Raw genomic sequence first — 25184 nt, forward strand, 5'->3', positions numbered from 1 at the left:
TTTATATCCCGTCAGGCCCTTTCCTTTTACGGCCCGACGGGATTTTTCTCGGGCTTAGAGCTTTATCGAGCCTTTTTTGCGCCGGGAAAGAGGATGCGGCAGCCGGATCTTTCGATCTGCTCCGTGAGATCCGGATGGAAGGGAGCGTCGCTCACGATTTCATTGATCTCCGTATAGTCGCAGAGCTTGAAATAGCCGACCGCTTCCTCCTTTGAGTGGTCGGAGAGAAGGATCCGCTGCTCCGCATTTCTGAGCATGGCGCGCTTACAAAGTGCCTGAGAATCGTCCCCCTCAAAGACTCCGTTTTTCCGGAGTGCCTTTACGGAGAAGAAGGCGGCGTCCGCGTGGAACTGCGCCAGGAATTCCGTCGAATACTCTCCCAGGATGGAGAGGCTTTTTTGCTTCAGAAGTCCCGGGCAGATATAGCAGCGGATATTGCTCGCGGTATTCAGAGCGGCTGCGATATGGATCCCGTTTGTGATGACGGTAAGATCCTGAAATTCCAGGAGAATCGGGCTTAAGTAGCTCACGGTCGAAGAGGAGTCCAGAAAGAGAACCATATGATCCCGGAGGAAGCTCCGGCAGAGACGAGAGATCCGGAGCTTTGCCTCCGGATTTTTCATTTTGCGAAGGGGCAGAGAATTTTCCGTATTTCGGTTTTCCGCGAGGCTGATCCCGCCGTGGTGACGGAGGATGAGGCCGTTTTCCTCCATATGAAGGAGATCCCTCCGAAGCGTGGAACGGGAGAGATAGAGCTTTTTGCAGAGGGAACTCACGCTGCACTGCCCTCCGTTTTGATTGAGCAGATTCAGGATCTCCCTTCTTCGCTCGTAGTGATCCACGATACTGTTCCTCCTGTGATTATGTATAAAAATGTGAACGGATTTGAACAATTACGAACGATTATAGCATGATTTAAGAATATAAGCCAAGAGATTGGCAAGATATTTTAAACAATATATCACTGTGCTAGACTCGGCTTATAAACATCCATGTCAAAAGGCATAAAGCTTAGAGGGCGGTATCAACGATACAGAGGATTTGGTATGCGTGTCCCTTATGGCGATAAAAAAGAGAGCTTTGTGCCGGATGGAAAACGGCGGGGGCAAAGAGGCTGGACCGGAGGGAGGAAAAGTGCGGAGATGAAAAAGGTGCTGGCGATCGATATGGGAGCGACCTCCATTCGGGGAATACTCAGCTGGATCGAGGGAGAGCGCTTTCACTTTAAGGAGGTCCTTCGGCTCAAGCATCGGATCGTGGAGAAGGATGGGAGGAAGCGCTGGGAATGGGACAGAATCCTTTCCTCGATTCGGGATACCATAGTGCAGCATCAGGCGGAGATCTCCTCCGTCGGGATCGACAGCTGGGGAGTGGACTTCGGACTGCTGGATGAAGGGGGAGAGCTCATCGAGGAGCCGATCTCCTACCGGGACGAGCGGCATATCGAGGGATATCGGGAAGCGCTCCTTCGGATGGATCAAGAGGAGCTCTTCCGAAAAAGCGGCGCGGAGCCCATGCCGATCAACACACTCTTTCAGCTTCTCAGCCTCCGGAAGATAGAGCCGGAGCAGTTTAAGAGAGCCCGAAGGATTCTCATGCTGCCGGATCTTCTCCTCTATTTTCTCTCCGGGGAGATATCGGGGGAGAGGACGATCTGGTCCACTTCCCAGCTTCTGGATATCGAGAGCGGAGAAATCAGCGCTGAGATCGCGGAGCGATTTTCCCTCCCTCCTTCGCTCTTTCCGGAGCTTCGGGAGGCCGGAACCGTGCTGGGAAGCACGAAAAACTCCAGGATACCGGAGCTTCGGACTCTGGACATCCCGGTGATCAGCGTCATGGGACACGACACTGCATCCGCGATCTTTATCACCGAGGCCGCGAGGCGGGAGGACACGCTTTTTCTGAGCTGCGGGACCTGGTCCTTGATGGGGGCCAGACTCGAGCATTCGGACCGAAGCAGGGAGGCCTGCCGGCTCGGCCTCACCAATGAGCTTGGATATCGGGATTCCAAGCTCCTCTTTCAGAATATCACGGGTCTCTACCTCCTGGAAAAGTATAAGTCGGAGAGGGAGGATGGTGCGAGAAAGCTGTCCTATGAGAGAATCACAGAGGAAGCGGCGGAATCCTTCCGGAAAAGACCGGGGAGGGGAGTGCTTGTCGATCTCTCCGATCCGAGATTCGGAGCGGGGGAGAGAGGGGCGAAGGAGAGCATCGACAGCTGGCTTTTAGAGAGGGGAGAGGCGCTCCCGGAGGAAGAGGGCGCGTACTTCCGACTGATCTATGAGAGCCTCACGGAGAAATACCGAAGCTGCAGGGAGGCCGTCGAGAAAAGAAGCGGAAGGCGCTATGAGAGGCTCCACATGATTGGAGGCGGGACCTGCTCCCCTCTTCTCTGTGAACTCATCGCGGAGCGGCTCGGATTGGAGCTTCTCGCGGGTCCCGTGGAAGCCAGTGCTCTTGGCAATGTCCTGCTTCAGCTTCAGGCGCTGGGAGAGATCGAGAGTGCGGAGCAGGGCGCGCTGCGGATTCTTGCGGAATCCGGGATGCGGCATTACCGCCCGGGGGAGAAGCGAAGCTTTCAGCTATGAGGAAGGGAGATAAAAATGTACGGAAAAATCGGAATCAGACCCACGATCGACGGACGCTGGGGCGGTGTCAGAGAATCGCTGGAAGCGCAGTGCAGAGCCATGGCGGAGAGCGCGAAGCGCCTGATTGAGTCTGAGCTCTTTTATCCGGATGGAAGCCCCGTTCAATGCGTGCTCTCGCCCTGCACCATCGGGGGAGGAGCGGAGGCCGCGCGCTGCGAGGAGTATTTTTCGACGCAGAATGTCTGCGCCACTCTGACGGTCACTCCCTGCTGGTGCTATGGCACGGAGACCATGGACTTAAATCCGCTCACCATAAAGGCTGTCTGGGGCTTCAACGGTACAGAGCGACCCGGCGCGGTTTATCTTGCGGCGGTGATGGCGGCCTACGCGCAGAGGGGGCTGCCCGCGTTTTCCATCTATGGCCATGAAGTACAGGAAAAGGATGACAGAGAGATCCCGGAGGATGTGCGGGAGAAGATCCTCCGTTTTGCGAGGGCTGCCGTCGCGGTCGGAAGTATGAGGAATCAGTCCTACGTCAATCTGGGCTCTGTCTCGATGGGGATCGCCGGCTCTGTCGTCAATGTGGACTTCCTCCAGAAGTATCTCGGCATGCGGACAGAGTGGGTCGATATGACGGAGATCCTCCGGCGCATCCAGCTCTCGATCTACGATCCGGAGGAATACGAGAGGGCCATCGCCTGGGTCAGGAAAAACTGCAGGGAGGGCTTCGACTGCAATGCGGGAAAGGACTTCCCGGAGATTATCCAAAGATCCCGCTTTATTCCGGAGGAGGAGCAGTGGAGCTTCTGCGTAAAGCATGCCCTCGTGGTCCGGGACATCCTGAAGGGAAATCCGAGGCTTAAGGAGCTCGGCTGGGAGGAAGAGGCTCTTGGGAGGAATGGACTCGCCGGAGGCTTCCAGGGCCAGAGAATGTGGACGGACTGGCTTCCGAACGCGGACTTCACGGAGGCCATCATGACCTCCAGCCTGGACTGGAACGGCCCGAAGCAGCCGATTCCCTTTGCGACGGAGAACGATACCTTAAACGGCATCGCGATGATGTTCGGCTGGCTTTTGACGAATAAGGCCCCGATCTTCAGCGATGTCAGAACCTACTGGTCCCCGGAGTCTGTGAAGAGAGTCAGCGGAAAGGAGCTCACGGGGAGGGCGAAAAACGGCATTATTCACCTCATCAATTCCGGAGCGAGCTGCCTGGACGGAAGCGCCGCGGCGAAAAATGAAGCCGGAGAGGGCTGCATGAAGGAGTGGTGGAAGCTCAGTGCCGAAGATATGCAGGCCCTCCTCGAGAAGACGGACTGGTGCCGGGCGAACTACGAGTACTTCCGGGGCGGCGGATATTCCTCTCATTTCAAGACGGAGGCGGAGATGCCGGTAACGATGATCCGCGTGAATATCGTGGAGGGAGTCGGCCCAAGCCTGCAGCTTGCGGAAGGCTATACCTGCGTGCTCGATCCAAAGGTGCACCGCATCCTGGATGAGCGCACAGACCGCACCTGGCCGACCACCTGGTTTGCGCCAAAGCTCTGCGGTGAAGCGGCGGGCTCCGTCTATGAGGTCATGGCGAAGTGGGGAGCAAATCACGGCGCGACAGTCTACGGACACATCGGAGCGGAGCTTATCACTCTCGCATCCATGCTTCGGATCCCCGTCAGCTTCCATAATGTGGAGAGAGAGCGCATCTTCCGCCCGCATTCCTTCAACGGCTTCGGAAGCTCCGATCCGGAGGGGCAGGATTTCAGGGCGTGCGCCTATTACGGGCCGCTCTATCACTAAAGCGGGAAACGAGGAGAAATTCCCGCGGCAGGACCTCTCCCGCTCCCCTTCTTTTGGGGCGGGAGAGGGGAAGAGGAGGAAGAGGACAGAACTATGCGGATGGAAAAAGAGAGAGAGGAGCTGGTCCGGTACGGGAGGAAGCTCTGTGAGGCGGGGCTTACGAAGGGCACGGGGGGAAATCTCAGTATCCTCGATCGGAAAAACGGGCAGGTGGCCCTCACTCCGAGCGGGATCGACTTCTATGAGATCCGGCCGGAGGACATCGTGATTTTGGATCTTTCGGGAAAGGTCGTGGAGGGAGAACGGACGCCCTCCTCCGAGTGGGAGATGCACCTTCTGTCCTACCGGGAGAGAGAGGACATCGACGCGGTGATCCACGCACACACGATGTATTCGACGGTGCTTGCCTGTCTGCACTGGGAGCTTCCGGCGACACATTATATGATCGCGGTGGCCGGACCCACAGTGCGCTGCGCGGAGTACGCGACCTATGGGACGCATGAGCTCGCGGTGAATGCGGCGAAGGCCATGGCCGGCAGGAAGGCCGTGATCCTGGCAAATCACGGGATCCTCGCCGGAGCGAAAGACCTCCTGAATGCCTTTAACATCATCGAAGAGGTAGAGTACTGCTCTGAGATCTATGTCAAGGCGAAGAGCATCGGAGACCCGGTGCTGCTCTCCGAGCAGGAGATGAAGAAAATGGCGGAGAAATTCAAGAGCTACGGGCAGAAGAAAAGCATCCGCCGGGAGACGGAAGAGACGAGGGGCTGAGTCGATGCTTGCCGGCCTCGTCCGGGAGGAAAGTATGGCCGGGGAGCGGGCAGAGGAGTTTATATGGGCGAAGTAATACTCACGATGAAAAATATTACGAAGTCCTTTTCGGGAGTCGCGGCGCTTCGGAATGCCGAGCTCGAATTGCGGAGCGGTGAAGTCGTCGCGCTGATGGGGGAAAACGGTGCCGGGAAATCGACGCTTATGAAAATACTGACCGGAATCTACCGGAAGGATGCGGGGGAGATCCGCTATCTGGGGCGTGAGGTCGAGTACCGGGGACCGGCGGAGTCCGAAGAGGCGGGGATCGTCATCGTGCATCAGGAGCTCAATATGATGAACGATCTCACGGTGGCGCAGAACCTCTTCATCGGAAAGGAGATCATGAAGGGAGCCCTGATCGACGATCAGAGCATGAAGAGGAAGGCGGCGGAGCTTTTCTCGCTCCTCAATATCTCGATCGATCCGGCGGAGAAGATCGGAAATCTCACGGTCGGAAAGCAGCAGATGGTGGAAATCGCGAAGGCGATCTCCAAAAAAGCGAAGATCATCGTCTTCGACGAGCCGACGGCGGCGCTCACAGAGTCCGAGATCGAGGAGCTCTTTAAGGTGATCCGGGACCTGAGGGAAAAGGGGACCGGGATGATCTATATCTCGCATCGAATGGATGAGATCCGGAGGATCTCAGACCGGGTTACAGTCATGCGGGACGGGGAATTCGTCGGGACGCTCGAGACGGAGAGCTGTGGAAAAAATGATATTATAAGGCTTATGGTCGGCCGCACCATATTCAGTGAGCCAAAGACAGAGTCGAGAGTCGGAAAGGATGCGCCGGAGGTACTCCGGGCGGAGCATCTGAACCGCGGAAAGCATGTGAGAGATGTGAGCTTTTCTCTCCGAAAGGGGGAGATTCTGGGATTTTCCGGCCTGATGGGGGCCGGCAGGACCGAGGTGGCGAGGCTTCTCTTCGGGGCGGACCGCAGGGACTCCGGAAGGATCTTCGTAAACGGAAAGGAGACGGAGATCCGGACACCGGAGGACGCTGTCAGAGCCGGAATCGGCTATCTCTCAGAGGACCGGAAGCGCTTCGGACTGATCGTCGATCAGTCTGTGGAGGAAAACACGGTGATCGCGAGTCTGGACCGCTTTATGAGGGGGATTTTCATCGACAGAAAGAAATCCATCAGCTGCGCGGAGCATTATGTGAGTAAACTTAAGACCAGGACGCCCTCTGCCACCCAGCTCGTCCGGAAGCTCTCGGGGGGAAATCAGCAGAAGGTCGTCATCGCGAAGTGGCTCGTCAGAAACTGCGATATCCTTATTTTCGATGAGCCGACTCGCGGCATCGATATCGGGGCGAAGAGCGAGATCTACCGGCTCATGGAAAATCTCGCGGAGGAGGGGAAATCCATCATCATGATTTCCTCAGAGCTTCCCGAGATCCTGAGAATGAGCGACCGCGTCATTGTGATGTGCGAGGGACGGGTGACGGGGGTGCTGGACATCTCCGAGGTGAACCAGGAGATCATCATGGAATCCGCGACCAGGCGCGAAGGAGATAAAGAATGAATGAGAAAATGAAAAAGCTTTGGTCCAATCAACAGGCGGTAGTGCTGCTTGCGCTTTTCGTCATCTGTATCGCCTTCTCGCTGATCACTCCGAAATTCATGAAGGCGACGACCTTCACCAATATCGCAAAATCCGCTTACTATGTCGCTTTTATGGCGATTGGGACGACCTTTGTGATCTCGACCGGGGGAATCGACCTCTCGATCGGCACCGTCGCAATCTGCTCTGCCCTGATCGGCGGGACGCTTATGGAGAGGGGACTCCCGATGGGAGCTGTGCTCCTTGTGATGCTGCTCACCGGGGCGCTCTTTGGCCTTCTGAATGGCATCATGGTCTCTCGAATGGGACTTCCCGCTTTCATCGCGACGCTCGGGACCATGATGATGTCCCGGGGCCTGGGATCTATCGTATCGAAGACGAAGACCATCTCCTTCCCGCAGGGGGACGCACCGGGCGCGTGGTTTCGGGAATTTTTCATGATAACAAGGGAGGGAGGCGTGCTTCCGAAGAATTTTCCGACCGGCTTCATCCTTCTCGCCCTGCTCTCCGCTGTCATGGCGCTCGTGCTGAATAAGACGAAGGCCGGGAGATATATCCTCTCCATCGGATCGAACAAGGAGGCGACCCGTCTCTCCGGCATCAATATCGCAAGGTATGAGACGCTGGCCTATGTCCTCTCCGGCATTTTCGCGGCCCTGGCCGGCATCGCCTATGTGGCGGTCTTTACGACGGCCCAGCCGAATACCGGAAATGGCTTTGAGCTGGACGCCATCGCGGGCATTGTGATCGGCGGGACCTCCCTATCAGGGGGTGTGGGTTCCATCTTCGGCACGATTATCGGCGTATTTATCATGACCGTCTTAAAGATCGGTTTCCCCTACATCGGCGTGCAGTCGCACTACCAGCTCTTCATCACGGGGATGATCCTGATCTTTGCGGTCTATATGGACATCCTGAACAGAAAGAGAGGATAGGAATTCCGCTGCGTGTCGTCTGAGGGGGATTCGCAATCGGTATGGATGCTTTATCCGGCGTTTCACACCGACTGCCGCGTCCGGCGGCGCGCAAGCGATTTTGAGCTCTCAAATCTCTGAACATCGGGTAGGCGGATGGCCTGTTTATAAACCGGAAAACGTCGGACTGATACACTTACACGGTAAGCATGGCATTGCCGATATCATCGGCAGGATTATATCAGGAGGAAAAGTGATGAAAAAAAGTATTTTGGCAATGATGACAGCGGCAGCCGTAGTGCTTGCGGCCTGCGGCGGGAGCGGCGCCTCCACCTCGGGAAGCGATGCGGGGAGCACGAAGGCAGCGGCGGACAGCTCCGAAAAGAGCTCGGAGGAGGGAGGCTCGGGGAGTGAGGCAGCCGGCGGAAAGCAGCATATCGACGTGATCGCAAAGGGCTTCCAGCACCAGTTCTGGAAGGCCGTGGAGCAGGGCTCGAAGAAGGCGGCGGAGGAATTCAATGTCGATGTGACCTTCCAGGGGCCGGATACGGAATCCAACATCGCGCAGCAGATCGAGTATCTGGACGCCGCGATCGCGAAGAAGCCGACTGCGATCTGCCTCGCGGCGCTGGACACCAAGGCCTGCCTCTCCTCCATCGAGAACGCGATGAACGCGGATATCCCGATCATAGGCTTTGACTCCGGCGTACCGGATGCCCCATCGGGAGCGATCAAGGCAAACGCGGCGACCGACAATACGGCGGCGGGTGCCCTCGCGGCCGATCAGCTTTACGAGCTCATAAAGGACAAGCTGGACGGGGAAAAGCCGGTGCGGATCGGCGTCATCGCCCAGGAGTCAAATTCTCAGTCCATCGTGGCGAGGACGAAGGGATTCGTGGATGAGATGACGAAGAAGGTCGGAGAGGACAAGGTATCCGTCGAGGGACATGACAGCCTGAAAAAGGAAAAGAGCGGCGCGAAGCTCATCCTCGACGTCGGGATCCCCGCTGAGGTCAAGGATGCGGACGCAGCGGCGGTGGCATCCGCCATCCTGGAAAAGGAGGACCTGATCGCGGTCTACGGCTCCAATGAGTTTGCGAGCAATGCCATCATTACCGCAAACGAGGGCCTGGATAAGATCGGAGAGGGAAAGGTCGTGGCGGTCGGCTTCGACGCGGGCGCGAAGCTTCTGGATGCGGTCCGCTCCGGACTCTTCGCCGGCGCTGTCACACAGGACCCGGTGCAGATCGGCTATCAGGCCGTGAAGCTCGCTGTGGAAGCCGCGGACGGAAAGGCGGTAAGTGACGTGGACACCGGGGCGAAGTGGTATGACAAGAACAACATGGAGGACAGTGAGATCAAGCCCTGTCTTTACGAGTAGAGCGGACAGCGGCTTTTAGGAGGAGTGATGCTAAAAGGGATTCCGAAAATACTGTCGCCGGAGCTTCTGAAGGCACTTTGTGAAATGGGGCATTCCGACAGACTTGTCATAGCGGACGGAAACTTTCCCGCGGAGTCCATCGGGAAGAATGCCAAGGTGATCCGCATGGACGGCTGCGGGGCGGAAGAGCTTCTGGACGCGGTGCTCGCGCTCTTCCCGCTGGACCACTATGTGGAGCAGCCGGTGCTCCTCATGGAAAAGGTCCCGGGAGACAAGGCGAAGACGCCGATCTGGGAAAGCTTCCGAAGGATTGTGGAGAAGCATGAGGGAGAAACGCGGGGAGCGAATCCAGCCGGCCCCAAGGGGAGTGCGGAGGGAGAAGAAAGGATCGGACATCTTGAGCGCTTCCGCTTCTATAAAGAAGCATCAGAGGCCTACCTCATCATCGCAAGCTCCGAGCGGGCGCTCTATGCCAATGTCATCCTGCAAAAGGGAGTCGTCGACTGAGAATGCCGCCCTGCCTTGAAGCAGTGAAGCCATGTAAAATTACTGCAGAATAAGAATCGAGTCCTGCCTTCGAGTCCTGTCTTACGACAGGGAAGGCAGGACTTTTATCTTTCCCGTGCGGCTCCGCCATCTTCTTTACGGCTTTTTGCAGAGCTGGAATGTGGAAATAGCGAACGGTAAAATAGAGATAGGAGTCTGCTGCGTGACGTAAGATTGGTTTATCGTCTGTGCCGGATTCGGTGATTTTCTACCACTCCGGAAGAGAAGTTGTGCTTTTCCCATGGCAAAATACCTGAAAAAACTCTGTTTTCACGAAAATAATCTCAGCACTTGCTTTAGCCCTTCCCATCCCTTATACTAGGGACAACGAATTCGTTTTTCACTGTCGACGGCAGCCTTTGGAGCCGATATCTTCCGGAAGCTTTTTTTAAAGCTTTTCGATCTGTAATGCCGGGGTCCCCGGTATGGCCCTTTTTCATCCGGTCCTTTGCCGCTTCCCCCTTGTTTTTTGATATCGGCTTTCCTTCGGGACAGTCTGAAAGTCCCAAAACAGACGGAGTTTTTCCGTCTTCCCGGCCGAGCTTCGGGGCGCGTCTCCTCGAGATCTTTGGAGAGCGAGGAAGCCGCTTTCCCGATTGCTTAAAACTATTCTTTCTTTTGCACAGGGTGGCCGGAAGCTCAGGATTTCTATCCCACCCGGGGAGTCCGCCCTGTGCATTTTCGGAGCTCATTATATCCAGACGAAAACCCATTCGGTTCACACTCTCTATCCGGATCACGGAGCCTATGCGGACGGCGGAAGCTCTGCTCTTCTAAGCTCCCGGGACCAGATTGACAGCGACATGATCTTTGGGATTTGCCCTTATCGCCCATGGCCCACCGCCAATGCCTCTAATCTCCCAAATACCGCCTTCTGCAAAAATGCTCCGCGCTGCTTTCAAACGGGAAATATGCGCAGACTGGAGGATTATCTGAAGCCGGATCCCCCTCTTCCCCTCACAGTGAATCATGCGAAAATCAAAATGATAGAAAAATGATCTATGCCCAGGGAAGCGTAAAAAATTTTGAAGAGAAGCTTGGGCAGCTCGTTTTTCGAGCTTGGTGTCTATGACAGAAAGGAAAAGACATGCCGAAATATTGGTACAGAGCATTCGCTTCATTCGCGATAGCCATTTCATGTACCTGTGCCGTGGCGGGGATGATGAAGATCATAAAGCTATCGAAGTTTGCGGAACCTTTATGGGGTATATTCAGCTTCTGGTCTATGTTTTTAATCCCCGTGCTGTATATTTTAGGCCTTTGCCTTATCATGATCGCTATTGTGAAAGAGATCAAAGCGAACGCTTCTGCCTATGTGATTTTTGCGTGTACAGACGCAGTACTTGCGGCCCTTATTACGATATATGCGTTACATGACATCTTTCTCGATACGGATATTCCTTCCAGTTTCTTGGGTCCACTGCTCATCGGCACTGTGCTTCGTGCGGCGGCAGGGCTGTTCGTTCTTGACATGATTGTTTGGCTGTGCGATAAGCTCAGGAAGAAATATAGGGAAAACATGGAGAAGTGGGAAAAAATGCATTTGATGGACTGACGTTCCCGCTTTCATATATTCGAAATATTATCCGCTGAAATTTTCGATTATTCCATCAGAATTTTGATGACTGCTTTTCGAACGCGGGTGCAGGAAGGGGTTCTGCAGCCTGGCTTATGCAGCTCACCGGGAAAGAAGAGGACAAAGTATCCTTCCTTCAGAATGCCCCCGGCGTTCTCCGTACCGGAGGTGAAGCCGCAGTCCTCGGTGAAATGGAAATCGCCCTTCGACTCCGCTTCTTCCGTGAAGCCCCAATGCTCACTTCCGCTCAGGACAAACTGTAAATCCGCATAGCGGCGGTGGTATTCAAAGGCTGCGGTCTCGGCATCCCGCAGCTCGGCATCCATAATGCTGAGAAAAACCCTGTCCCCATCTATGGCATTCCTGCCATTTTCCAGTTCGGCCGGAGTATAACGGCTCAGCCATTCGATGGCAGTGTCCAGATTGGGGTGCAGGCCCTTGTAACGGGTGATATGAGAAAGAGAATCCACAACCATTATTTTCTGCCTCTTTCATTTAGATTTTTGGCGGCGGCCTCGATCATATGCTGTGCTTCTGCCGTGATTTTTTCATCTCCGGGGGTGAGATTTGGCAAAGGGGATCGTACGCCTCCCAGCTCCAGACCATACATGCGGCGAAGGATCTCCTTTTGCACGGCATACAGGCTTCCGCGGGCTTCACAGATTTTATAAATGATACGGTTGACCTCATACTGGATACTGCGGGCGGCGGGGATATCTCCTTCCTCAATCAATGCATCCATTCGGAGAAAGAGCTCAGGCATAACGGCGTAGGTGCCGCCGATTCCGCCATCGGCTCCCATGACACGGCCGGAGACGAATTGCTCATCGGGTCCGTTGAAGACAGCGAAGCCATCCGCACCGCGGGCGGAAATTCCGGCATCCTTAAAGATCTGAATATCCTGGGTCGGCATGGAGGAGTTTTTGACGGCGATAAGATTTGGATTTTTCAGCATCTCCTGCAAGAGAGATATCGTCAGAGCGGAACCGGCCAGCTGCGGAATATTGTAGATCACGAATTCAGTATTCGCTGCGGCAGAGCTTATGGCATTCCAGTATGCGGCTATGGCGTGCTCGGGCAGATGAAAGTAGATCGGAGGGATGGCTGCGATGGCATCCACACCACAGCTTTCCGCATGAGCGGCAAGCTCGATGGAGTCTGCGGTATTGCTGCATGCGACATGAGCGATGACGGTGATTTTTCCCCTTGCTTCCTCCATGACGGCTTCCAGAATGTTTTTTCGTTCCTCCGGATTTTGGTAGATGCATTCTCCGGAGGAGCCTCCCACATAGAGACCTTTGACTCCCTTAGAGATCAGGTGGCGGGTCAGGGCCCTGGCTCCCTTTGCAGAGACGGAGCCGTCCGGTGCATAGCAGGCGTAGAATGCGGGCAGAATGCCGCGGTATTTACGGATATCCTTCATAATGATTTCTCCAAAGTGCAGATGTGCGGAACAGGAAAAAAGTCGAGTGCTTCCGGTTTTTTATGCTAAGTATAGCAGGCAAAATATCGAAGTAAACCAGAAGAAATATTCAAATATATAATTATACGATTATGATTTACATGGATCATTTTGATAAATATAAAAAAACTGCTATAATATGACTGTATACGGCAAGGCTGGAGACTGGATGCTAATCCGAGCTGTTTGCCTGCAAATGGAAAACCGGTTCTGCAAAGTAAAAGGAGGAATCCGCAATGGATGCGATTTATTCCAACTATTCTCCTGTCTTCTTATATATTGATAAATATCGCTTTTCCAAAAACTGGGTTTACCCTGCCGCCACAGTGCCATACTCACTCATTCGCTACGTCATTTCCGGAACCGCGGTCTTCTCGCTGGGGGAGAGCGCCTATGATGTGGGGCCCGGAGATGTATTTTATATCCCGCAGGGGAGTATTTTATCCTGTGCCGCAAAGGAAGAGATCGTGTTTATCAGCATTCGCTTTGTCGGCTCTGTGCAGCTGGATGACACGGATATGCTGCGGGCATTATGGAATGTCCCGATCATTCACAACTTTTCCAATGTGCCGGATATGCGCAGCTATTTTGAGAATGCATATTCCAGTGCTTTGAGCAGGACGAGCTTTAAGAATCTGGAGATCCGCGGCTATCTGAATCTGATCTGCGCCCGGCTGGCGCGGGTGTCTCCGGATGACTTCGATAAGGACGCTGCACCGGAGGAAGAGCGCAGACAGATGGAGGCGCGGTTTGACGTGGAAAATATACGAAGACGCGCTATGAAATCCTCTGCCCGAAAGAATGACCCGCGTATTACCATGGTTCTGGATGCCATCATTACTTATCCGGAAAGGAACTTCAGCACCAGAGAGCTTTGTGAGATGGCAGAGATCAGTGAGAGCACGCTGCGGCGTCTGTTTAAAGAACAGACAAGGAAGACACTATACGATTTTATAAAGGACACTAAGATGACAAACGCGGCCAGGAAGCTGCTTGTGAGCAATGAACCGGTATCCTCCATCGCCTATAAGCTGGGCTATGAGGCACCAAGCTATTTTTCGAAATGTTTTAGGGAGGTTTTCGGCATTACGCCTCAGGAATACCGCCGCACCTCCCGGGAAATGTGAATCATAAAGCTCTGTATCCGCTTTCGTGCAGCTGTATGAAACGTTTACCGCCTTGTTTCCTGTGATCCTGACTGAGCGCGGCAGTGAGTTCACAGACCCGCCTGCCATCGAATTCAACAAGGGCGGTGAACGCAGAACCAAAGTGCTTTCCTGTGATCCTCAGCGCTCAGACCGGAAGGGCGGCATAGAAGTTACCCATGAATTCATTCGCAGAGTGCTGTCCAAAGGGACCTTTTTTGATCTCCTTACACAGGCGGATGTGGTTCTGACGATGAGCCATATTGATTCCTACAAAGGAAAAAAGCTGAGCAACCGGTCCGCCGATCCGCTTTTTACATGCTGAGGGAACTCTTCAATCCTTGGGGAACTCAGAAATTCCTTCGGATCAGATCAAGCTCACAGCTGTGCTGCTGAATCAATGCGCCATCTTACCGGAATAGGCACTTTATGAGGGACGGAACTTACTCTTGCAAGGAATTTTGCTATCAGGCATTTAACTTTGCGAACCGGAACTTGGATTTCCTAATTCGGCTATGGCGTCCACTCTGTCGATTGAAATGGGAGTATACAGTAAAATATAATCGAATATTTTTATGTAATAAGATAATATGCTACATATATAAGCGTATTATTTTATTTTTGCGTATTTTTTACTCTGGTGCATGGCAGAAAGAAGCCATATAATAATCTCAGGCTGCATTCAAGCCGATTTCAATACCGAAAATAATATATATGCGGAGTGGGAGAATAGAAGAGTTAAGGGCAAACGCCGGTGGGCATTAGGGACGCATAGATCAGCAATTCGTCCTCTTTTACATAAGAGAGCTCAGGAATGGGAATAAAATCAATGTAAACGGCCAGATCGCAAGAAGGGAAGTCTTTTTCCTTGACGCTTGGCTGGATGACAGGAGGTCATAAGTATGAAAAATGCAATTGCTTCTCTACTCGTCGCCGTTCTGGCTGCTTCTCTACTCGGCGGATGCGGCGGGACCGCTTCTTCTACGGCGAAAAGCAGCGCTGACGCTGATAAGGCTTCTTCCGCTGCGGGCTCCGAGACCCAGCTGAAGGGAGAAATCAGCTTTTGGCATTCCTTTACACAGGGAGCCCGCATGGAGGCCGTACAGAAAGCAGCGGATGAGTTCATGGAGGAAAATCCCGGCGTTAAAATCAAGATTGAGACCTATTCCTGGGGAGACTTTAATACGAAATGGAATGCCGGACTGACCACAGCAGATCTTCCGGATATGAGCACCGCGCAGGGAAGCGGAGAGCTCATTGAGATGCTGAATGCCGATGTTCTGACTTCTCTGGATGATGTGGCCGATAAGATCGGCCGAGGCCGTTTCTCTGCCAATGCGCTGTCCGATATGAGCAAGAAGGGATCTGTCTATGGACTGCCTTATTACTCTCATGCACAGGTCATGTGGTACCGCAGCGATTTGCTGGAGAGTGCGGGGCTGAAACTGCCAAGGACCTGGGATGAATTCTATGATGCCGCTGTGGCTCTCACAAAGGACGGTCAGTACGGAGCGGCTTTCTCATGCAGTCCCAATGACCTGCTGAGCACCCGCTACCTGAATTACTATGTCAGGAGTGCCGGCGGCAGTTTGCTGAAGGATGACCTGAGCGCCGATCTGACGAGTAAGGAGGCGATCGACGGGATCAAGTTCTGGCTGAAGGTCTACAGAAATTGCTCTCCTGCTGAGACGATAAATTACACAGTCAACGACCATGCTACTCTCTTTTATCAGGGGAAAACTGCCTTCGATTTCAATTCCGGTTTTATGATCAGCGGAGTTCAAAACAATACTCCGGAGATTGCCAAGTATGTGCGCTGTGCAGCACTGCCCCGCATGAAGGAGAGTGATCCCGTTTACAGCGCCGAGGCCTCTCACATTCCGCTGGTTGTGTGGAAGAGCTCCAAGCACCCTGAGATTTGCAAGGCTTTCATCGAATATCTGTATCGGAAGGAGAATTACATCGATTTTATCCATTCCGTCCCCGTCGGCATGCTGCCTTCTTTGAATGATATCGCCGCAGATCCTGTTTATCTGGATAATGAAACGCTCAAAGAGTATTCCGACTGCATCGATGTGATCCAGACTGCGGTAGAAGAAGGCCATGCCATCGGATTCGAGCACGGTCCCTGCGCACAGGCGGGCTTTTTGAGCTCTCAGGGGGTTATTGAGGAGATGTTCCAGGACATTATCACGAATGGAACCGATGTTGAAGCCGCCGCTGCTGCCGCCGAAAAAAGGCTCAATGATATTTTCGATACTATGATTGAATGATCGCTTTCCATAAGCGGGAGAGCAGATTCTTTGCTCTCTTTCCGATAAAATATGTGGGAGGATAGGATGCTGAAAGAAATCGCGCACGGCCTGAGGTCTGTGCCAACGGACAGGGGGAACAGGCTGGTACGCTGGCTCTTTGTGGCGCCCGCCATGCTGGTTGTCCTTTGCCTCTTGTTTTATCCGTTGTGCTCCACCGTGCTTTACAGCTTTACCAATAAGACCTTGATCAAACAGAGCTGGTCTTTCCGTGGCTTTGACAACTATATCAAGGTTCTCGCTGATCCGGCATTCGGAAGGGCATTCCTGACGACCTTGCTTTGGACCTTTTTCAGTCTTTTCGCTCAGATTTTGGTGGGATTCAGTGCTGCTCTGGCACTGAAACGGGTTGGAAATCCCGTCATGCGGCCGATCTACCGTATTTGTATGATTATCCCCTGGGCCTTTCCCTCCATCGCTATCGCTCTGGTATGGAAATGGATGCTTAACGGGATCCAGGGTTATATTCCAACTCTGCTGATGAAGCTGGGGTTGTCAAAGGGTATGCTGCAGTTCCTCAGTGACCCCGGACTTGTTTTGCCCACTCTGGTTTTTATCAATATCTGGTTTGGTGCCCCCATGATCATGGTCAATGTCTATGCCGCCCTTCAGACCGTTCCGCAGGATCAGTATGAGGCCGCCTGTATCGACGGCGCAAGCAGCTGGCAGTCCTTTCTTCACATCACAGTCCCGCACATCAAGGTTGTCGTAGGTCTGCTGCTTGTCCTGCGGACGATCTGGGTCTTCAATAATTTTGACATCATCTATATGACGACGGCTGGCGGTCCTGCCGGTATGACAACCACCATGCCGCTCTACATTTATGACCTCGGATGGACCAATAAGCTGGTCGGCCGTGCGTCTGCCGCCTCCATCATTTTGCTTTTATTTCTGATCGCGCTCTGCCTGATCTACTTCACGCTCATCACGTATTGGGAAAAGGAGGATCAGGGATGAAAAAAGGAAGGCGCTTCGGCGATATTATTTCCAACCTCTACCTTATCCTCTTGCTGATCATAGCTGTCTTTCCGCTCTTGTGGCTTTTGGTCTCCGCTTTTAAAAGCAGCAGCGAGATGCTGAATAATCCTACCAGGATCTGGCCTCTTCGATGGACGCTGGAAAACTTCAGAACCGTTCTGATCACTCTGAATTTTATCATCAATATTCGAAACAGCCTGATCATTGCGGCCTGTACTACTGTCATCGCCGTTATCATTTCTTCCCTGGCGGCCTACGGCGTGGTTCGCTTCTTTCCACGGCTGGGGAGCCTGATGACCAGAGTTTTAGTCACAAGCTATATGTTTCCTTCCATCATGCTGGTCATCCCCTATGCTATGGTCATGGCCAGACTGAATTTGACGAACACCCGCATCGGACTGGTGCTTGTCTACCTATCCTTCAGCGTGCCCTATGCTGTGTGGATGCTGGTGGGCTTCTTTAAGACGGTGCCCATCGGCATAGAGGAGGCTGCCCGAATCGATGGGGCCAACAAGCTGGAGGTTTTCGTCAGAATTGTTCTGCCGCTGGTCTCCCCGGGCATCGTCGCCACTGCAATTTATGTCTTCATCAATGCCTGGAACGAGTATCTCTATGCGATGATCCTGATGAGCAGCTCTGACAAGACTACGATATCAGTCGCTGTAAAGACACTGGAAGGGGCCGATATTCTGAACTGGGGATCCTTGATGGCAGCCTGTGCCATCGTCGTCATTCCCTCCATTCTTTTCTTCTGCTTCATCCAAAATAAGATGGTGGGGGGACTTTCCGAAGGCGCGGTAAAATAAAGAAAAAGAATAATAGGAGAGGTATCAGATCATGAAAACTATATCTTATGCAATCGTGGGTACCGGCTATTTCGGCGCAGAGCTCGGCCGCATTATGGCTCAGAAGGAGGGAGCGAGGATTGCTGCGGTCTATGATCCGGAAAACGGCGCTGCCGTTGCGGAGGAGCTGGGCTGTGAGAACGAATCGGGGCTGGAGAGTATTTGCGCTCGCCCGGATGTGGATGCCGTCATCGTGGCGACGCCCAACTATCTGCACAAGGAGCCGGTGCTGGAGGCGGCCCGAAATAAAAAGGCTGTTTTCTGTGAGAAGCCCATTGCACTTTCCTACGCAGACTGCGATGCTATGGTCAGTGAATGCAGGAAAAACGGCGTTGTCTTTATGGCCGGTCATGTCATGAACTTCTTCCACGGCGTCCGTCTGGCAAAGAAAATGATCCGGGAGGGCCGGATCGGCAGGGTGCTGTATGCTCACTCCGCACGCAATGGCTGGGAGGAGCCGCAGCCTTCCGTCAGCTGGAAGAAGATTCGCGCCAAATCCGGCGGGCACCTGTATCATCATATTCATGAACTGGACTGCATTCAGTTCATTATGGGACCGGCCGTACGTGTTACCATGACCGGCGGCAATGTGGCTCACAGCGGACCGGCCTTGGCGATGAGGACGATATGCTGTTTTTGAATCTGGAGTTCGGCAACAAGAGCTATGCCATTATCGAGTACGGTTCAGCCTTCCGCTGGCCGGAGCATTACGTTCTGATTCAGGGGACGGAAGGTGCCATTCGCATTGACCTGTGCAATACGGGCATGACCGTCAAGCTGGCTGACGGCAGTGAGGAGCATTATTGCGTTCATGCAAGCCGGGAGATTGATGATGACCGAAGCCGCATTTACCACAGCACAGAGATGGATGGTGCGATCCAGTACGGCAGGCCCGGCAGGAAGCCGCCGATGTGGCTGCACAGCATTATGGAGGAGGAGATGGCATTTTTTAACAGCGTACTGCACGGTGCTCCGATCCCCGATGAGTTTAAGCCTCTGATGAACGGCGAGGCGGCCCGCGCTGCCATCGCCGCAGCTGATGCTGCCTCTCTCTCCTTGAGAGAGGATCGAAAGGTCAGTGTCGAGGAAGTCATGAAATAGACTTTTTCTCCTCCGGAAGCTTTTTTAAAGCTTTTCGATCCGTAATGCCGGGGTCTCCGGTACGGCCCTTTTTCATCCGGTCCTTTGCCGCTTCCCCCTTGCTTTTTGATACCGGCTTTCCTTCGGGACGATCTCTGAGTCCCAAAACAGACGGAGTTTTTCCGTCTTCCCGGCCGAGCTTCGGGGCGCGTCTCCTCGAGATCTTCGGAGAGCGAGGAAACCGCTTTCCCGATTGCTTAAAATTATTCTTTCTTTTGCACAGGGCGGCAGGAGCTCAGGATTTTTATCCCATCCGGGGAGCCCGCCCTGTGCATTTTTGGAGATCATTATATCCAGACGAAAATATATCCAGACGAAAACCCATTCAGTTCAGATTCTCTATCCGGATCACGGAGTCTATGCGGACGGCGGAAGCTCTGCTCTTCTCAGCTCCCGGGACCAGATCGACAGCGACACGATCTTTGGGATATCCGCAGCCCACTGCCAATGCCTCTAATCTCCCAAATACCGTCTTCTGTAAAAATGCTCCGCGCTGCTTTCAAACGGCGCAGGAAATATGCGCAGACTGGAGGATTATCTGAAGCCGGATCCCCATCTTCCCTCACAGTGAGGCCATGCGAAAATCAAAATGATAGAAAATTGATCTATGCCCAGGGAAGCCTGACCTGAACATCCGCAAGAGACCGGAGACGGACTACGACAGGACGCAGTATATCCCCGTCGGCATTTACACCATCGTGGAGGTGAAGTCTGGCAAAGGCTCGACCGCAGGCTGGGGACGGATCAAGAGCGGCGCAGGATGGATTTCACTCGACTACGCAAGCAGAATTTGATACGGCTTTCTTTTTGACCTGTGGACGTCTTCGGACGCTCACAGGTCTTTGTTATTTTAGGGGGTTCATTTTTCGCTCTCCCGTGAGCTACCTGTAGGAGGTGATTTTTATGACCAAGGAACAGAAAGAGAAAATCATACGCTTCCGCAGGCAAGGTCTATCAAGACGTTATCTTTGATACAAGGATTATGTGTGGAAACAGCTCGGAAACCGCTTGATTTCTGGGCTTTCCGCCACTTTGGCACCCTTGCAGAGGTGCGCCTTGTCGGTATAAATTTGTACGCTGTAGCTGTTGCTTCGCTCAAAAGTGACACCCCCTTCTGCCATCGTTAAAATGTTTGGTATCGTTAAAAGGTATCACGGATGTTCATTTCAGCGGCAGCACCATCAAAATGTCATCGCTATATGTCCCATCATCATATTTGTTCGCATTGGGAATGCGTCCGCACTCTTTAAAGCCCAAGCTTTCATACAGATGGTAAGCCCTGTCATTTCCGCCGACCACAGTCAATTCTGCTTGTTCATACCCTTGTTCTTTTATCTTTTGGAGCAGGACTTCCAGCAGCAGTCTTCCAAGACCAAAGCCCGTATACTTCTGGAACAAGGCAATCCCTATCCCAGCACGATGTTTTGCCCTGCGGCTGCTTGCCTTTCCTTCAAAAGAACAATTTCCGGCATACTCACCATCAACGAACGCGAGTATCAATAAACCGTTCTCTGACTCATTGTGTTCCTTAATAAAACTAAGCTCACCTTCAGTAGTATATTTGACCTCATCCGGCTCGCACATCAAAAATCTCGTCTCTCCGGTGACAGTTTTGAGATAGTCGATCAGCATATTGGCATCATCGGCATTCTCATTTGCGCTGCGAAGCAAAATCTCTTTTCCGTCCAGTTCGTATTTTTCTTCAGGTAAGATCATTTCATTCAGCCTCCAACTTGTCGCTCAAGCCTTCCAGATACTTTTGCTAATTTCATAGACTCCATCGTGATATGCGCCTTCTCCGGTAAAGAAAGTCTGAAAGCCACATTTCTCCAATACACGTCCAGATGCAACATCAACTGTCTCAAAAACTTCATCCGGCACGAATCTTCTGGTATCTTCATCCAATGAATTTTTGTGGACATCCATTGCCATGTCCATCGTCATTTCAGTTATTATCAATCTTTCCGTTTCTAACAATGTACTCATTTTCAACCTCAGCTTTTGTTATTCAAAATATATCTGCCCTTGCCCTGACCGGTAACTGCGACGATGACCTCAGCCTTTTTCATCTCCGTAATAATGCGAAGTGCTTTAGTTTCCTTACAATCAAGGATTTTCTGCACATCCTGTGTGCCGATTACCTGATTTTCCCTGAGATCCTCCAGCACTGCAATGATGGCAGTTGATGTGATGGCCGTCATCATCCCCTTCTCGTGCAGGCTTCTGATATGTTCAATCCACGCATTTTTTGCATCAATCCACGGATTCGACGTTTCAATCCCCGCGTTTTCCTCTCCAATCCTCGCGTTTTTAGACTCAATCCTCGCATTTCCGGCATTCCTCTGATCTTGATCCGCGCTCATAACCGTCGTTTTGAGGATGAATGTGCTGTTGTTGAATACCGGATCGGGAAGACCGATTGCCTCCAGCTCCTTGCACATCCGGTCAACACCTTCGCCGTACTCCTTCACATAGCCGTAATCTTTCAGGAACGCAGCGATTTTCGGATTCCGCGAGAAGTGAGTGTAGCGGATGTTCTCCTTCTTCACCATCCCGGCAAAGGTACCGGGACTGTCCACTTCCAGCCGGTCATCAAACATCTTGATCTGGATGTCCGTGCCTTTGATGCCGTAATCCCGGTGAGTAGCGGCATTCACCACAATCTCGGTGCGGACGAATTCACTGTATTCTTCCTCGGTAACGAAAATGCCGTCATGGCCGAGATAGGTTTTTTCCTTCATCTGGATTTTGATGAAGTCAACCGCCTTTTCCACCTGCTCCAGAATGCGTCCTTCAAATATCACATCCTTGACCACGTTCATATCCTTGCCGACCTTTGCCTCCGTACCGTCGTAGCGGATAAAGCGGATAAAGGCGCGGGGGAAGAAGAGCTGCGGATTCTTGCCAAACAGCAGGATTGCTGCTACTGAGACCTGATCCTTCCCATCTTTGACCGTGACGAACTTCTTGTTCTCCCGGACATACTCTTCAGGGGACTTGGTGTATCCGATGCGCTTGCAGTAGCTTCTCACAAAATCCAGATCGAGATCATCGATGGTGGCGTCTGCCACAGGCTCATCCTCGTAATAACGCACACCCTTGGCATACATCAGCGTCATGCGGTCATTGAATTCCAGCTTCCTGCTTTTGTCGCCGACACGAAGGAATGCCTCGTCTGCCTGATTGGCATGGAGCAACGGGCTGGCTTCGATGTGCATCAAAAGCACATGATCCGGCTTCCCTTCGTAATTGACGCATTCCACCATCTCCGTAGTTATCGGAACCGTCGGATTACAGAAATCTATCGGTGTACGCAGGATTTCATTCAGCTGCTCTTCGTGATAATCGACACCTTCTATCCGGCGGTGCTTATCCGATATGCCGATGGCAATCGTGCCGCCGTCCGCATTCGCAAAAGCGCAAATGGTATCTGACAGATCCACAGGCTTGATCTGTATGCTCTTTCGGTCAAATATCTGTTTTTCGTTCTTTGCGAGAACTTCTTCTATAGTCATAAGCGTCACCTGCCTTTAAGCTTCATCCGTTGTATCAGCTTCCAGCGATTTCAGTGTCTGCCCGTCTGCCGTTTTCCAGCTTGTCAGACCATTTGCATTCTTACCGACAACGAACATAGCTGCATAGGATGGGCTGGTAAACAGCAAATCCTCCTGAAGAATATGATCGTCATCTATCTGTGATTTTTGCCTGCGTTCCTTTACAACAGCCGGAATCGTATTGCCGCCAATAGGAGATATATGGCTGCCCTGTAAAACAACAAAGCCCTCTGCTGCCTGAATGCCGTCTGCCTCAACTTTTCCAACGGTCTTTATGGTGTTCTGGTCAAGCGTTTTTGTAACACTTATGGCTTGAATTTCATGAAGTTCCTGACGGGAAGCACTCCCATCCCACTGCGTCAAGGACAAGCGTCCGGATGGCCGTGCCTGCGGCATCCTTGACGCAGTGGGATGCTCGCACAGGTGTGCAGCCAAGAAGTTGCAGGGCAACTTCTGCAGAATAGGCAGCTGCCTCCTATTTTACGCGATATATCGGGCCTCGAACGGTGTTTTATATCCGTTGTATGAATGCGGACGGGCGTGGTTGTATGTGACATAAGCGTATTCCTCAATACTTCTATACAGCTCGTCCTCCGTTTTGCAGCTGTGCTCATGAATCAAGTCATTCTTCAGTGTATTGAAGTACCTTTCCATCGGAGCGTTATCGTATGGATATCCGGCTTTGCTCATGCTTTGGGTGACTCGCATACGCTCGCAGTATTCGACGAACTCATTGGATGTGTATTGACTTCCCTGATCGCCGTGCAGGATCAGTACCCCTTTGATTTCAGGCTGTGATTCTATCGCTTTATGGATGGTCCGGACTGCCAGATCTGCAGTCATATGCCTATCTGCGATGCTTGCAATAACGCTTCGATCGTGAAGATCCAGAATAGTGCAGTTATAGCGTTTTTCTCCATTTTCTAAGAACAGGCAGGTGAAGTCGGTACACCATTTTGTATTGATCTCATTGCTGTCAAAATCCTGCTAAAGGATGTTGGGGAACACCTTATGTGCTTTCCCCTTATGGGATTCAGGGCGTTTTCGGCGGGTGACAGACAGGATCCCCAGTTCCGTATTCCTATATTTATGCACAGTCAAGGGACTCAAAACAATGCCTGCTCGTTCCAGATAGGCCTGCATCATACGGTAAGCATCAACGCCATTATGCTTATGATAGATCTCTTCCATCTGATTCTTAATGCGTTGTTTTTCTTCCCGGCAGGCCGCCTTGCGATGCTTTCTATCGTTATAATATGCATTTGGATCGATATCCAGTCTGTGCAGCAGCCAACGGGTGCCAAAAAGAGCTTTATAATCGTCGATGAAGCGGTAAGCCATTAACCGATCTCCCTCGCAAAGAATGCCGCCGCTTTTTTTAAGAAGAGCACCTCCTTCTTGGATTCTTCCAGCTCACGGCGGAGCCGATTGTTCTCCTTCATGAGATCTGCCTCGGTAAAAGCAGTCGGATTGTTCTGGCTTATGGACTGGCATTCTTTGCTGAATTCTTCGCACCAATGAGAAACTGCAGTTTTAGAGACACCATACTCTGCAGTAATGCTCTTGTAGCTTCGCCCCTCTTCAAGATGCAGACGGACGATCTTACGCTTAAATTCCGGTTCATACTTTCGTGACATAATGATTTGCTCCTTTACTAAGCTTATTATACTCATTAAGCCACTGGTGTTACAACGTTAGTATATCACCTCAAGATAAGCATCACCTTGGAGATCGTCATTTTGGCTTATTGCATCCATCGTTCTTTTCATTATATCACTGTGGCGATATAATGAAAAAGGGCGGAGGGGTGCAATATGGATAATGATGCTGTATAAATAAAGTTGACATCTTATTCTCAAGGGGTTCATTATAATCAGGAGAATAAGGAGGCGTTTACGGTGGCAACTAACAGACAGTACGATCAGGAGTACAAAATCCAGGCAGTTAAGCTGGCAAAAGAGATTGGCCAGGCAAAAGCTGCACGTGAACTCGGCATACCCAAAAACACGCTCTATACATGGATACGCGCTAATAGGCTCGGAAATCTGGATCTTGGAGCGGGATCCCAGCCCCCCAAAAGTGCTATGACCCTGAATGAGGAGCTGATCACCTTACGTAAGCAGGTCAAAGATCAGGATAAGGAAATTCGTCGTCTTAAAGAAGAAAATGAGTTCCTGGAGGAAGCCAGCGCTTTTTTCGCCGCGAGCCGTCTGAAGTCAGCAAAAATGAAAGGCTGAAATATATCGCTGTTAAGACAGAAGGCGGCATGATGAAAGGGAAACTTACATTCTACTGTCGGATGCTCCATGTGAGCCGCCAGGCATTCTATAAATACCTGCAACGTAAGGATCGGCCTTGGAAATATCAGAAGCTGGCCGATGCTATGCAGGATATCCTAAAGGAAGATGAATGTAATGATACCTATGGTCGTTCCAGGATGCGTGATGCTCTTCTGCAGAAGAAGCCGAAGGATGTCGATATCCCGAGTGAGCGGACCGTCTATCGAGTAATGGAAGAAATCGGCATCAGTCATCGTCCAAAGCGTAAGCCAAATGGAATAACGAAAGCCG

General features: G+C 52.2%; 20 protein-coding genes and 4 pseudogenes. 16 read left to right on the forward strand and 8 right to left on the reverse strand.

Annotated elements, in window-relative coordinates; all coding sequences use genetic code 11:
- Positions 1-62: 62 nt before the first annotated feature.
- Positions 63-842: a DeoR/GlpR family DNA-binding transcription regulator gene (locus GCWU000341_RS07670; RefSeq protein WP_040653890.1), complete on the reverse strand. Its 780-nt coding sequence runs from the start codon at positions 840-842 to the stop codon at positions 63-65.
- Positions 843-1142: 300 nt separating this feature from the next.
- Between GCWU000341_RS07670 and GCWU000341_RS07675 the strand changes: the two genes are divergently transcribed.
- The 8 genes from GCWU000341_RS07675 to GCWU000341_RS07715 all read left to right on the forward strand — a co-directional run bounded on the left by GCWU000341_RS07675 (position 1143) and on the right by GCWU000341_RS07715 (position 11157).
- Positions 1143-2588, forward strand: a complete 1446-nt coding sequence (locus GCWU000341_RS07675) for a rhamnulokinase (protein ID WP_040654004.1) — start codon at positions 1143-1145, stop codon at positions 2586-2588.
- 15 nt (positions 2589-2603) lie between these two features.
- The gene (locus GCWU000341_RS07680; protein WP_009215310.1) at positions 2604-4382 is read left to right on the forward strand and encodes an L-fucose isomerase; all 1779 of its coding nucleotides are present in this window, start codon (positions 2604-2606) and stop codon (positions 4380-4382) included.
- A gap of 93 nt (positions 4383-4475) precedes the next feature.
- Positions 4476-5153: an L-fuculose-phosphate aldolase gene (locus tag GCWU000341_RS07685; RefSeq protein WP_009215311.1), complete on the forward strand. Its 678-nt coding sequence runs from the start codon at positions 4476-4478 to the stop codon at positions 5151-5153.
- Between the two features lie 63 nt (positions 5154-5216).
- A complete protein-coding gene (locus GCWU000341_RS07690) occupies positions 5217-6722 on the forward strand; it encodes a sugar ABC transporter ATP-binding protein (protein WP_009215312.1) in 1506 nt (501 codons plus the stop codon).
- A complete protein-coding gene (locus tag GCWU000341_RS07695) occupies positions 6719-7696 on the forward strand; it encodes an ABC transporter permease (RefSeq protein WP_009215313.1) in 978 nt (325 codons plus the stop codon). The genes GCWU000341_RS07690 and GCWU000341_RS07695 overlap by 4 nt, the downstream gene beginning before the upstream one ends.
- A gap of 235 nt (positions 7697-7931) precedes the next feature.
- Positions 7932-9056 (forward strand): ABC transporter substrate-binding protein, encoded by a 1125-nt coding sequence (locus GCWU000341_RS07700; protein ID WP_009215314.1) that lies wholly within the window; start codon positions 7932-7934, stop codon positions 9054-9056.
- A gap of 27 nt (positions 9057-9083) precedes the next feature.
- On the forward strand, positions 9084-9563 hold the full coding sequence (locus GCWU000341_RS07705; protein ID WP_009215315.1) for an RbsD/FucU family protein: 480 nt from the start codon (positions 9084-9086) through the stop codon (positions 9561-9563).
- Between the two features lie 1126 nt (positions 9564-10689).
- Entirely contained in the window at positions 10690-11157 is a 468-nt protein-coding gene (locus GCWU000341_RS07715; protein ID WP_040653893.1) for a hypothetical protein, read from the forward strand.
- A gap of 47 nt (positions 11158-11204) precedes the next feature.
- Here GCWU000341_RS07715 and GCWU000341_RS07720 read toward each other — a convergent pair whose 3' ends face one another.
- Both GCWU000341_RS07720 and GCWU000341_RS07725 read right to left on the reverse strand, forming a co-directional pair.
- Positions 11205-11654 (reverse strand): YhcH/YjgK/YiaL family protein, encoded by a 450-nt coding sequence (locus GCWU000341_RS07720; RefSeq protein ID WP_009215320.1) that lies wholly within the window; start codon positions 11652-11654, stop codon positions 11205-11207.
- On the reverse strand, positions 11654-12601 hold the full coding sequence (locus GCWU000341_RS07725) for a dihydrodipicolinate synthase family protein (protein ID WP_009215321.1): 948 nt from the start codon (positions 12599-12601) through the stop codon (positions 11654-11656). The genes GCWU000341_RS07720 and GCWU000341_RS07725 overlap by 1 nt, the downstream gene beginning before the upstream one ends.
- A 275-nt stretch (positions 12602-12876) precedes the next feature.
- Between GCWU000341_RS07725 and GCWU000341_RS07730 the strand changes: the two genes are divergently transcribed.
- The 6 genes and pseudogenes from GCWU000341_RS07730 to GCWU000341_RS07755 all read left to right on the forward strand — a co-directional run bounded on the left by GCWU000341_RS07730 (position 12877) and on the right by GCWU000341_RS07755 (position 19021).
- Positions 12877-13767 (forward strand): helix-turn-helix domain-containing protein, encoded by an 891-nt coding sequence (locus GCWU000341_RS07730; protein ID WP_009215323.1) that lies wholly within the window; start codon positions 12877-12879, stop codon positions 13765-13767.
- Positions 13768-13774: 7 nt separating this feature from the next.
- Positions 13775-14207 (forward strand): annotated as a pseudogene (locus tag GCWU000341_RS14480) (IS30 family transposase); the annotation flags it as partial.
- A 480-nt stretch (positions 14208-14687) separates the two neighbouring features.
- On the forward strand, positions 14688-16058 hold the full coding sequence (locus GCWU000341_RS07740) for an ABC transporter substrate-binding protein (protein WP_009215325.1): 1371 nt from the start codon (positions 14688-14690) through the stop codon (positions 16056-16058).
- 153 nt (positions 16059-16211) lie between these two features.
- Entirely contained in the window at positions 16212-17054 is an 843-nt protein-coding gene (locus GCWU000341_RS07745; protein WP_050761983.1) for a carbohydrate ABC transporter permease, read from the forward strand.
- Positions 17051-17881, forward strand: coding sequence for a carbohydrate ABC transporter permease (locus tag GCWU000341_RS07750; protein ID WP_009215327.1), 831 nt, complete (start codon positions 17051-17053; stop codon positions 17879-17881). Before GCWU000341_RS07745 ends, GCWU000341_RS07750 begins: the two co-directional genes overlap by 4 nt.
- A gap of 94 nt (positions 17882-17975) precedes the next feature.
- A pseudogene (locus GCWU000341_RS07755) lies at positions 17976-19021 on the forward strand (Gfo/Idh/MocA family protein).
- A 1200-nt stretch (positions 19022-20221) separates the two neighbouring features.
- On the opposite strand, the gene GCWU000341_RS07765 reads toward GCWU000341_RS07755, so the two are convergent.
- From GCWU000341_RS07765 to GCWU000341_RS07785, 5 genes and pseudogenes are all read right to left on the reverse strand, one after another.
- Complete coding sequence (locus GCWU000341_RS07765) at positions 20222-20776, reverse strand: GNAT family N-acetyltransferase (protein ID WP_009215333.1); 555 nt, start codon at positions 20774-20776, stop codon at positions 20222-20224.
- 24 nt (positions 20777-20800) lie between these two features.
- Entirely contained in the window at positions 20801-21046 is a 246-nt protein-coding gene (locus tag GCWU000341_RS07770) for a hypothetical protein (protein ID WP_009215334.1), read from the reverse strand.
- A gap of 8 nt (positions 21047-21054) precedes the next feature.
- Complete coding sequence (locus GCWU000341_RS07775) at positions 21055-22575, reverse strand: ATP-binding protein (protein ID WP_009215335.1); 1521 nt, start codon at positions 22573-22575, stop codon at positions 21055-21057.
- A gap of 15 nt (positions 22576-22590) precedes the next feature.
- Positions 22591-22977 (reverse strand): DUF4357 domain-containing protein, encoded by a 387-nt coding sequence (locus tag GCWU000341_RS07780; RefSeq protein WP_242651648.1) that lies wholly within the window; start codon positions 22975-22977, stop codon positions 22591-22593.
- 117 nt (positions 22978-23094) lie between these two features.
- A pseudogene (locus GCWU000341_RS07785) lies at positions 23095-24251 on the reverse strand (IS3 family transposase).
- Positions 24252-24512: 261 nt separating this feature from the next.
- Here GCWU000341_RS07785 and GCWU000341_RS07795 point away from each other — a divergent pair.
- Together GCWU000341_RS07795 and GCWU000341_RS07800 are read left to right on the forward strand one after the other, a co-directional pair.
- The gene (locus GCWU000341_RS07795; RefSeq protein ID WP_040653899.1) at positions 24513-24851 is read left to right on the forward strand and encodes a transposase; all 339 of its coding nucleotides are present in this window, start codon (positions 24513-24515) and stop codon (positions 24849-24851) included.
- A 29-nt stretch (positions 24852-24880) separates the two neighbouring features.
- Positions 24881-25184, forward strand: a pseudogene (locus GCWU000341_RS07800) (IS3 family transposase); the annotation flags it as partial.

It is taken from the genome of Oribacterium sp. oral taxon 078 str. F0262, from assembly GCF_000160135.1.
GTDB lineage: Bacteria > Bacillota > Clostridia > Lachnospirales > Lachnospiraceae > Oribacterium.

Bases quoted from the DNA above. Each gene is read 5' to 3' on its own strand.
- GCWU000341_RS07770 (WP_009215334.1), bottom strand. From the start codon at position 21,046: ATGAGTACATTGTTAGAAACGGAAAGATTGATAATAACTGAAATGACG.
- GCWU000341_RS07745 (WP_050761983.1), top strand. From the start codon at position 16,212: ATGCTGGTTGTCCTTTGCCTCTTGTTTTATCCGTTGTGCTCCACCGTG.
- GCWU000341_RS07750 (WP_009215327.1), top strand. From the start codon at position 17,051: ATGAAAAAAGGAAGGCGCTTCGGCGATATTATTTCCAACCTCTACCTT.
- GCWU000341_RS07680 (WP_009215310.1), top strand. From the start codon at position 2,604: ATGTACGGAAAAATCGGAATCAGACCCACGATCGACGGACGCTGGGGC.
- GCWU000341_RS07720 (WP_009215320.1), bottom strand. From the start codon at position 11,654: ATGGTTGTGGATTCTCTTTCTCATATCACCCGTTACAAGGGCCTGCAC.
- GCWU000341_RS07715 (WP_040653893.1), top strand. From the start codon at position 10,690: ATGCCGAAATATTGGTACAGAGCATTCGCTTCATTCGCGATAGCCATT.
- GCWU000341_RS07705 (WP_009215315.1), top strand. From the start codon at position 9,084: ATGCTAAAAGGGATTCCGAAAATACTGTCGCCGGAGCTTCTGAAGGCA.
- GCWU000341_RS07685 (WP_009215311.1), top strand. From the start codon at position 4,476: ATGCGGATGGAAAAAGAGAGAGAGGAGCTGGTCCGGTACGGGAGGAAG.
- GCWU000341_RS07725 (WP_009215321.1), bottom strand. From the start codon at position 12,601: ATGAAGGATATCCGTAAATACCGCGGCATTCTGCCCGCATTCTACGCC.
- GCWU000341_RS07700 (WP_009215314.1), top strand. From the start codon at position 7,932: ATGAAAAAAAGTATTTTGGCAATGATGACAGCGGCAGCCGTAGTGCTT.
- GCWU000341_RS07730 (WP_009215323.1), top strand. From the start codon at position 12,877: ATGGATGCGATTTATTCCAACTATTCTCCTGTCTTCTTATATATTGAT.
- GCWU000341_RS07675 (WP_040654004.1), top strand. From the start codon at position 1,143: ATGAAAAAGGTGCTGGCGATCGATATGGGAGCGACCTCCATTCGGGGA.
- GCWU000341_RS07775 (WP_009215335.1), bottom strand. From the start codon at position 22,575: ATGACTATAGAAGAAGTTCTCGCAAAGAACGAAAAACAGATATTTGAC.
- GCWU000341_RS07695 (WP_009215313.1), top strand. From the start codon at position 6,719: ATGAATGAGAAAATGAAAAAGCTTTGGTCCAATCAACAGGCGGTAGTG.
- GCWU000341_RS07740 (WP_009215325.1), top strand. From the start codon at position 14,688: ATGAAAAATGCAATTGCTTCTCTACTCGTCGCCGTTCTGGCTGCTTCT.
- GCWU000341_RS07690 (WP_009215312.1), top strand. From the start codon at position 5,217: ATGGGCGAAGTAATACTCACGATGAAAAATATTACGAAGTCCTTTTCG.
- GCWU000341_RS07765 (WP_009215333.1), bottom strand. From the start codon at position 20,776: ATGATCTTACCTGAAGAAAAATACGAACTGGACGGAAAAGAGATTTTG.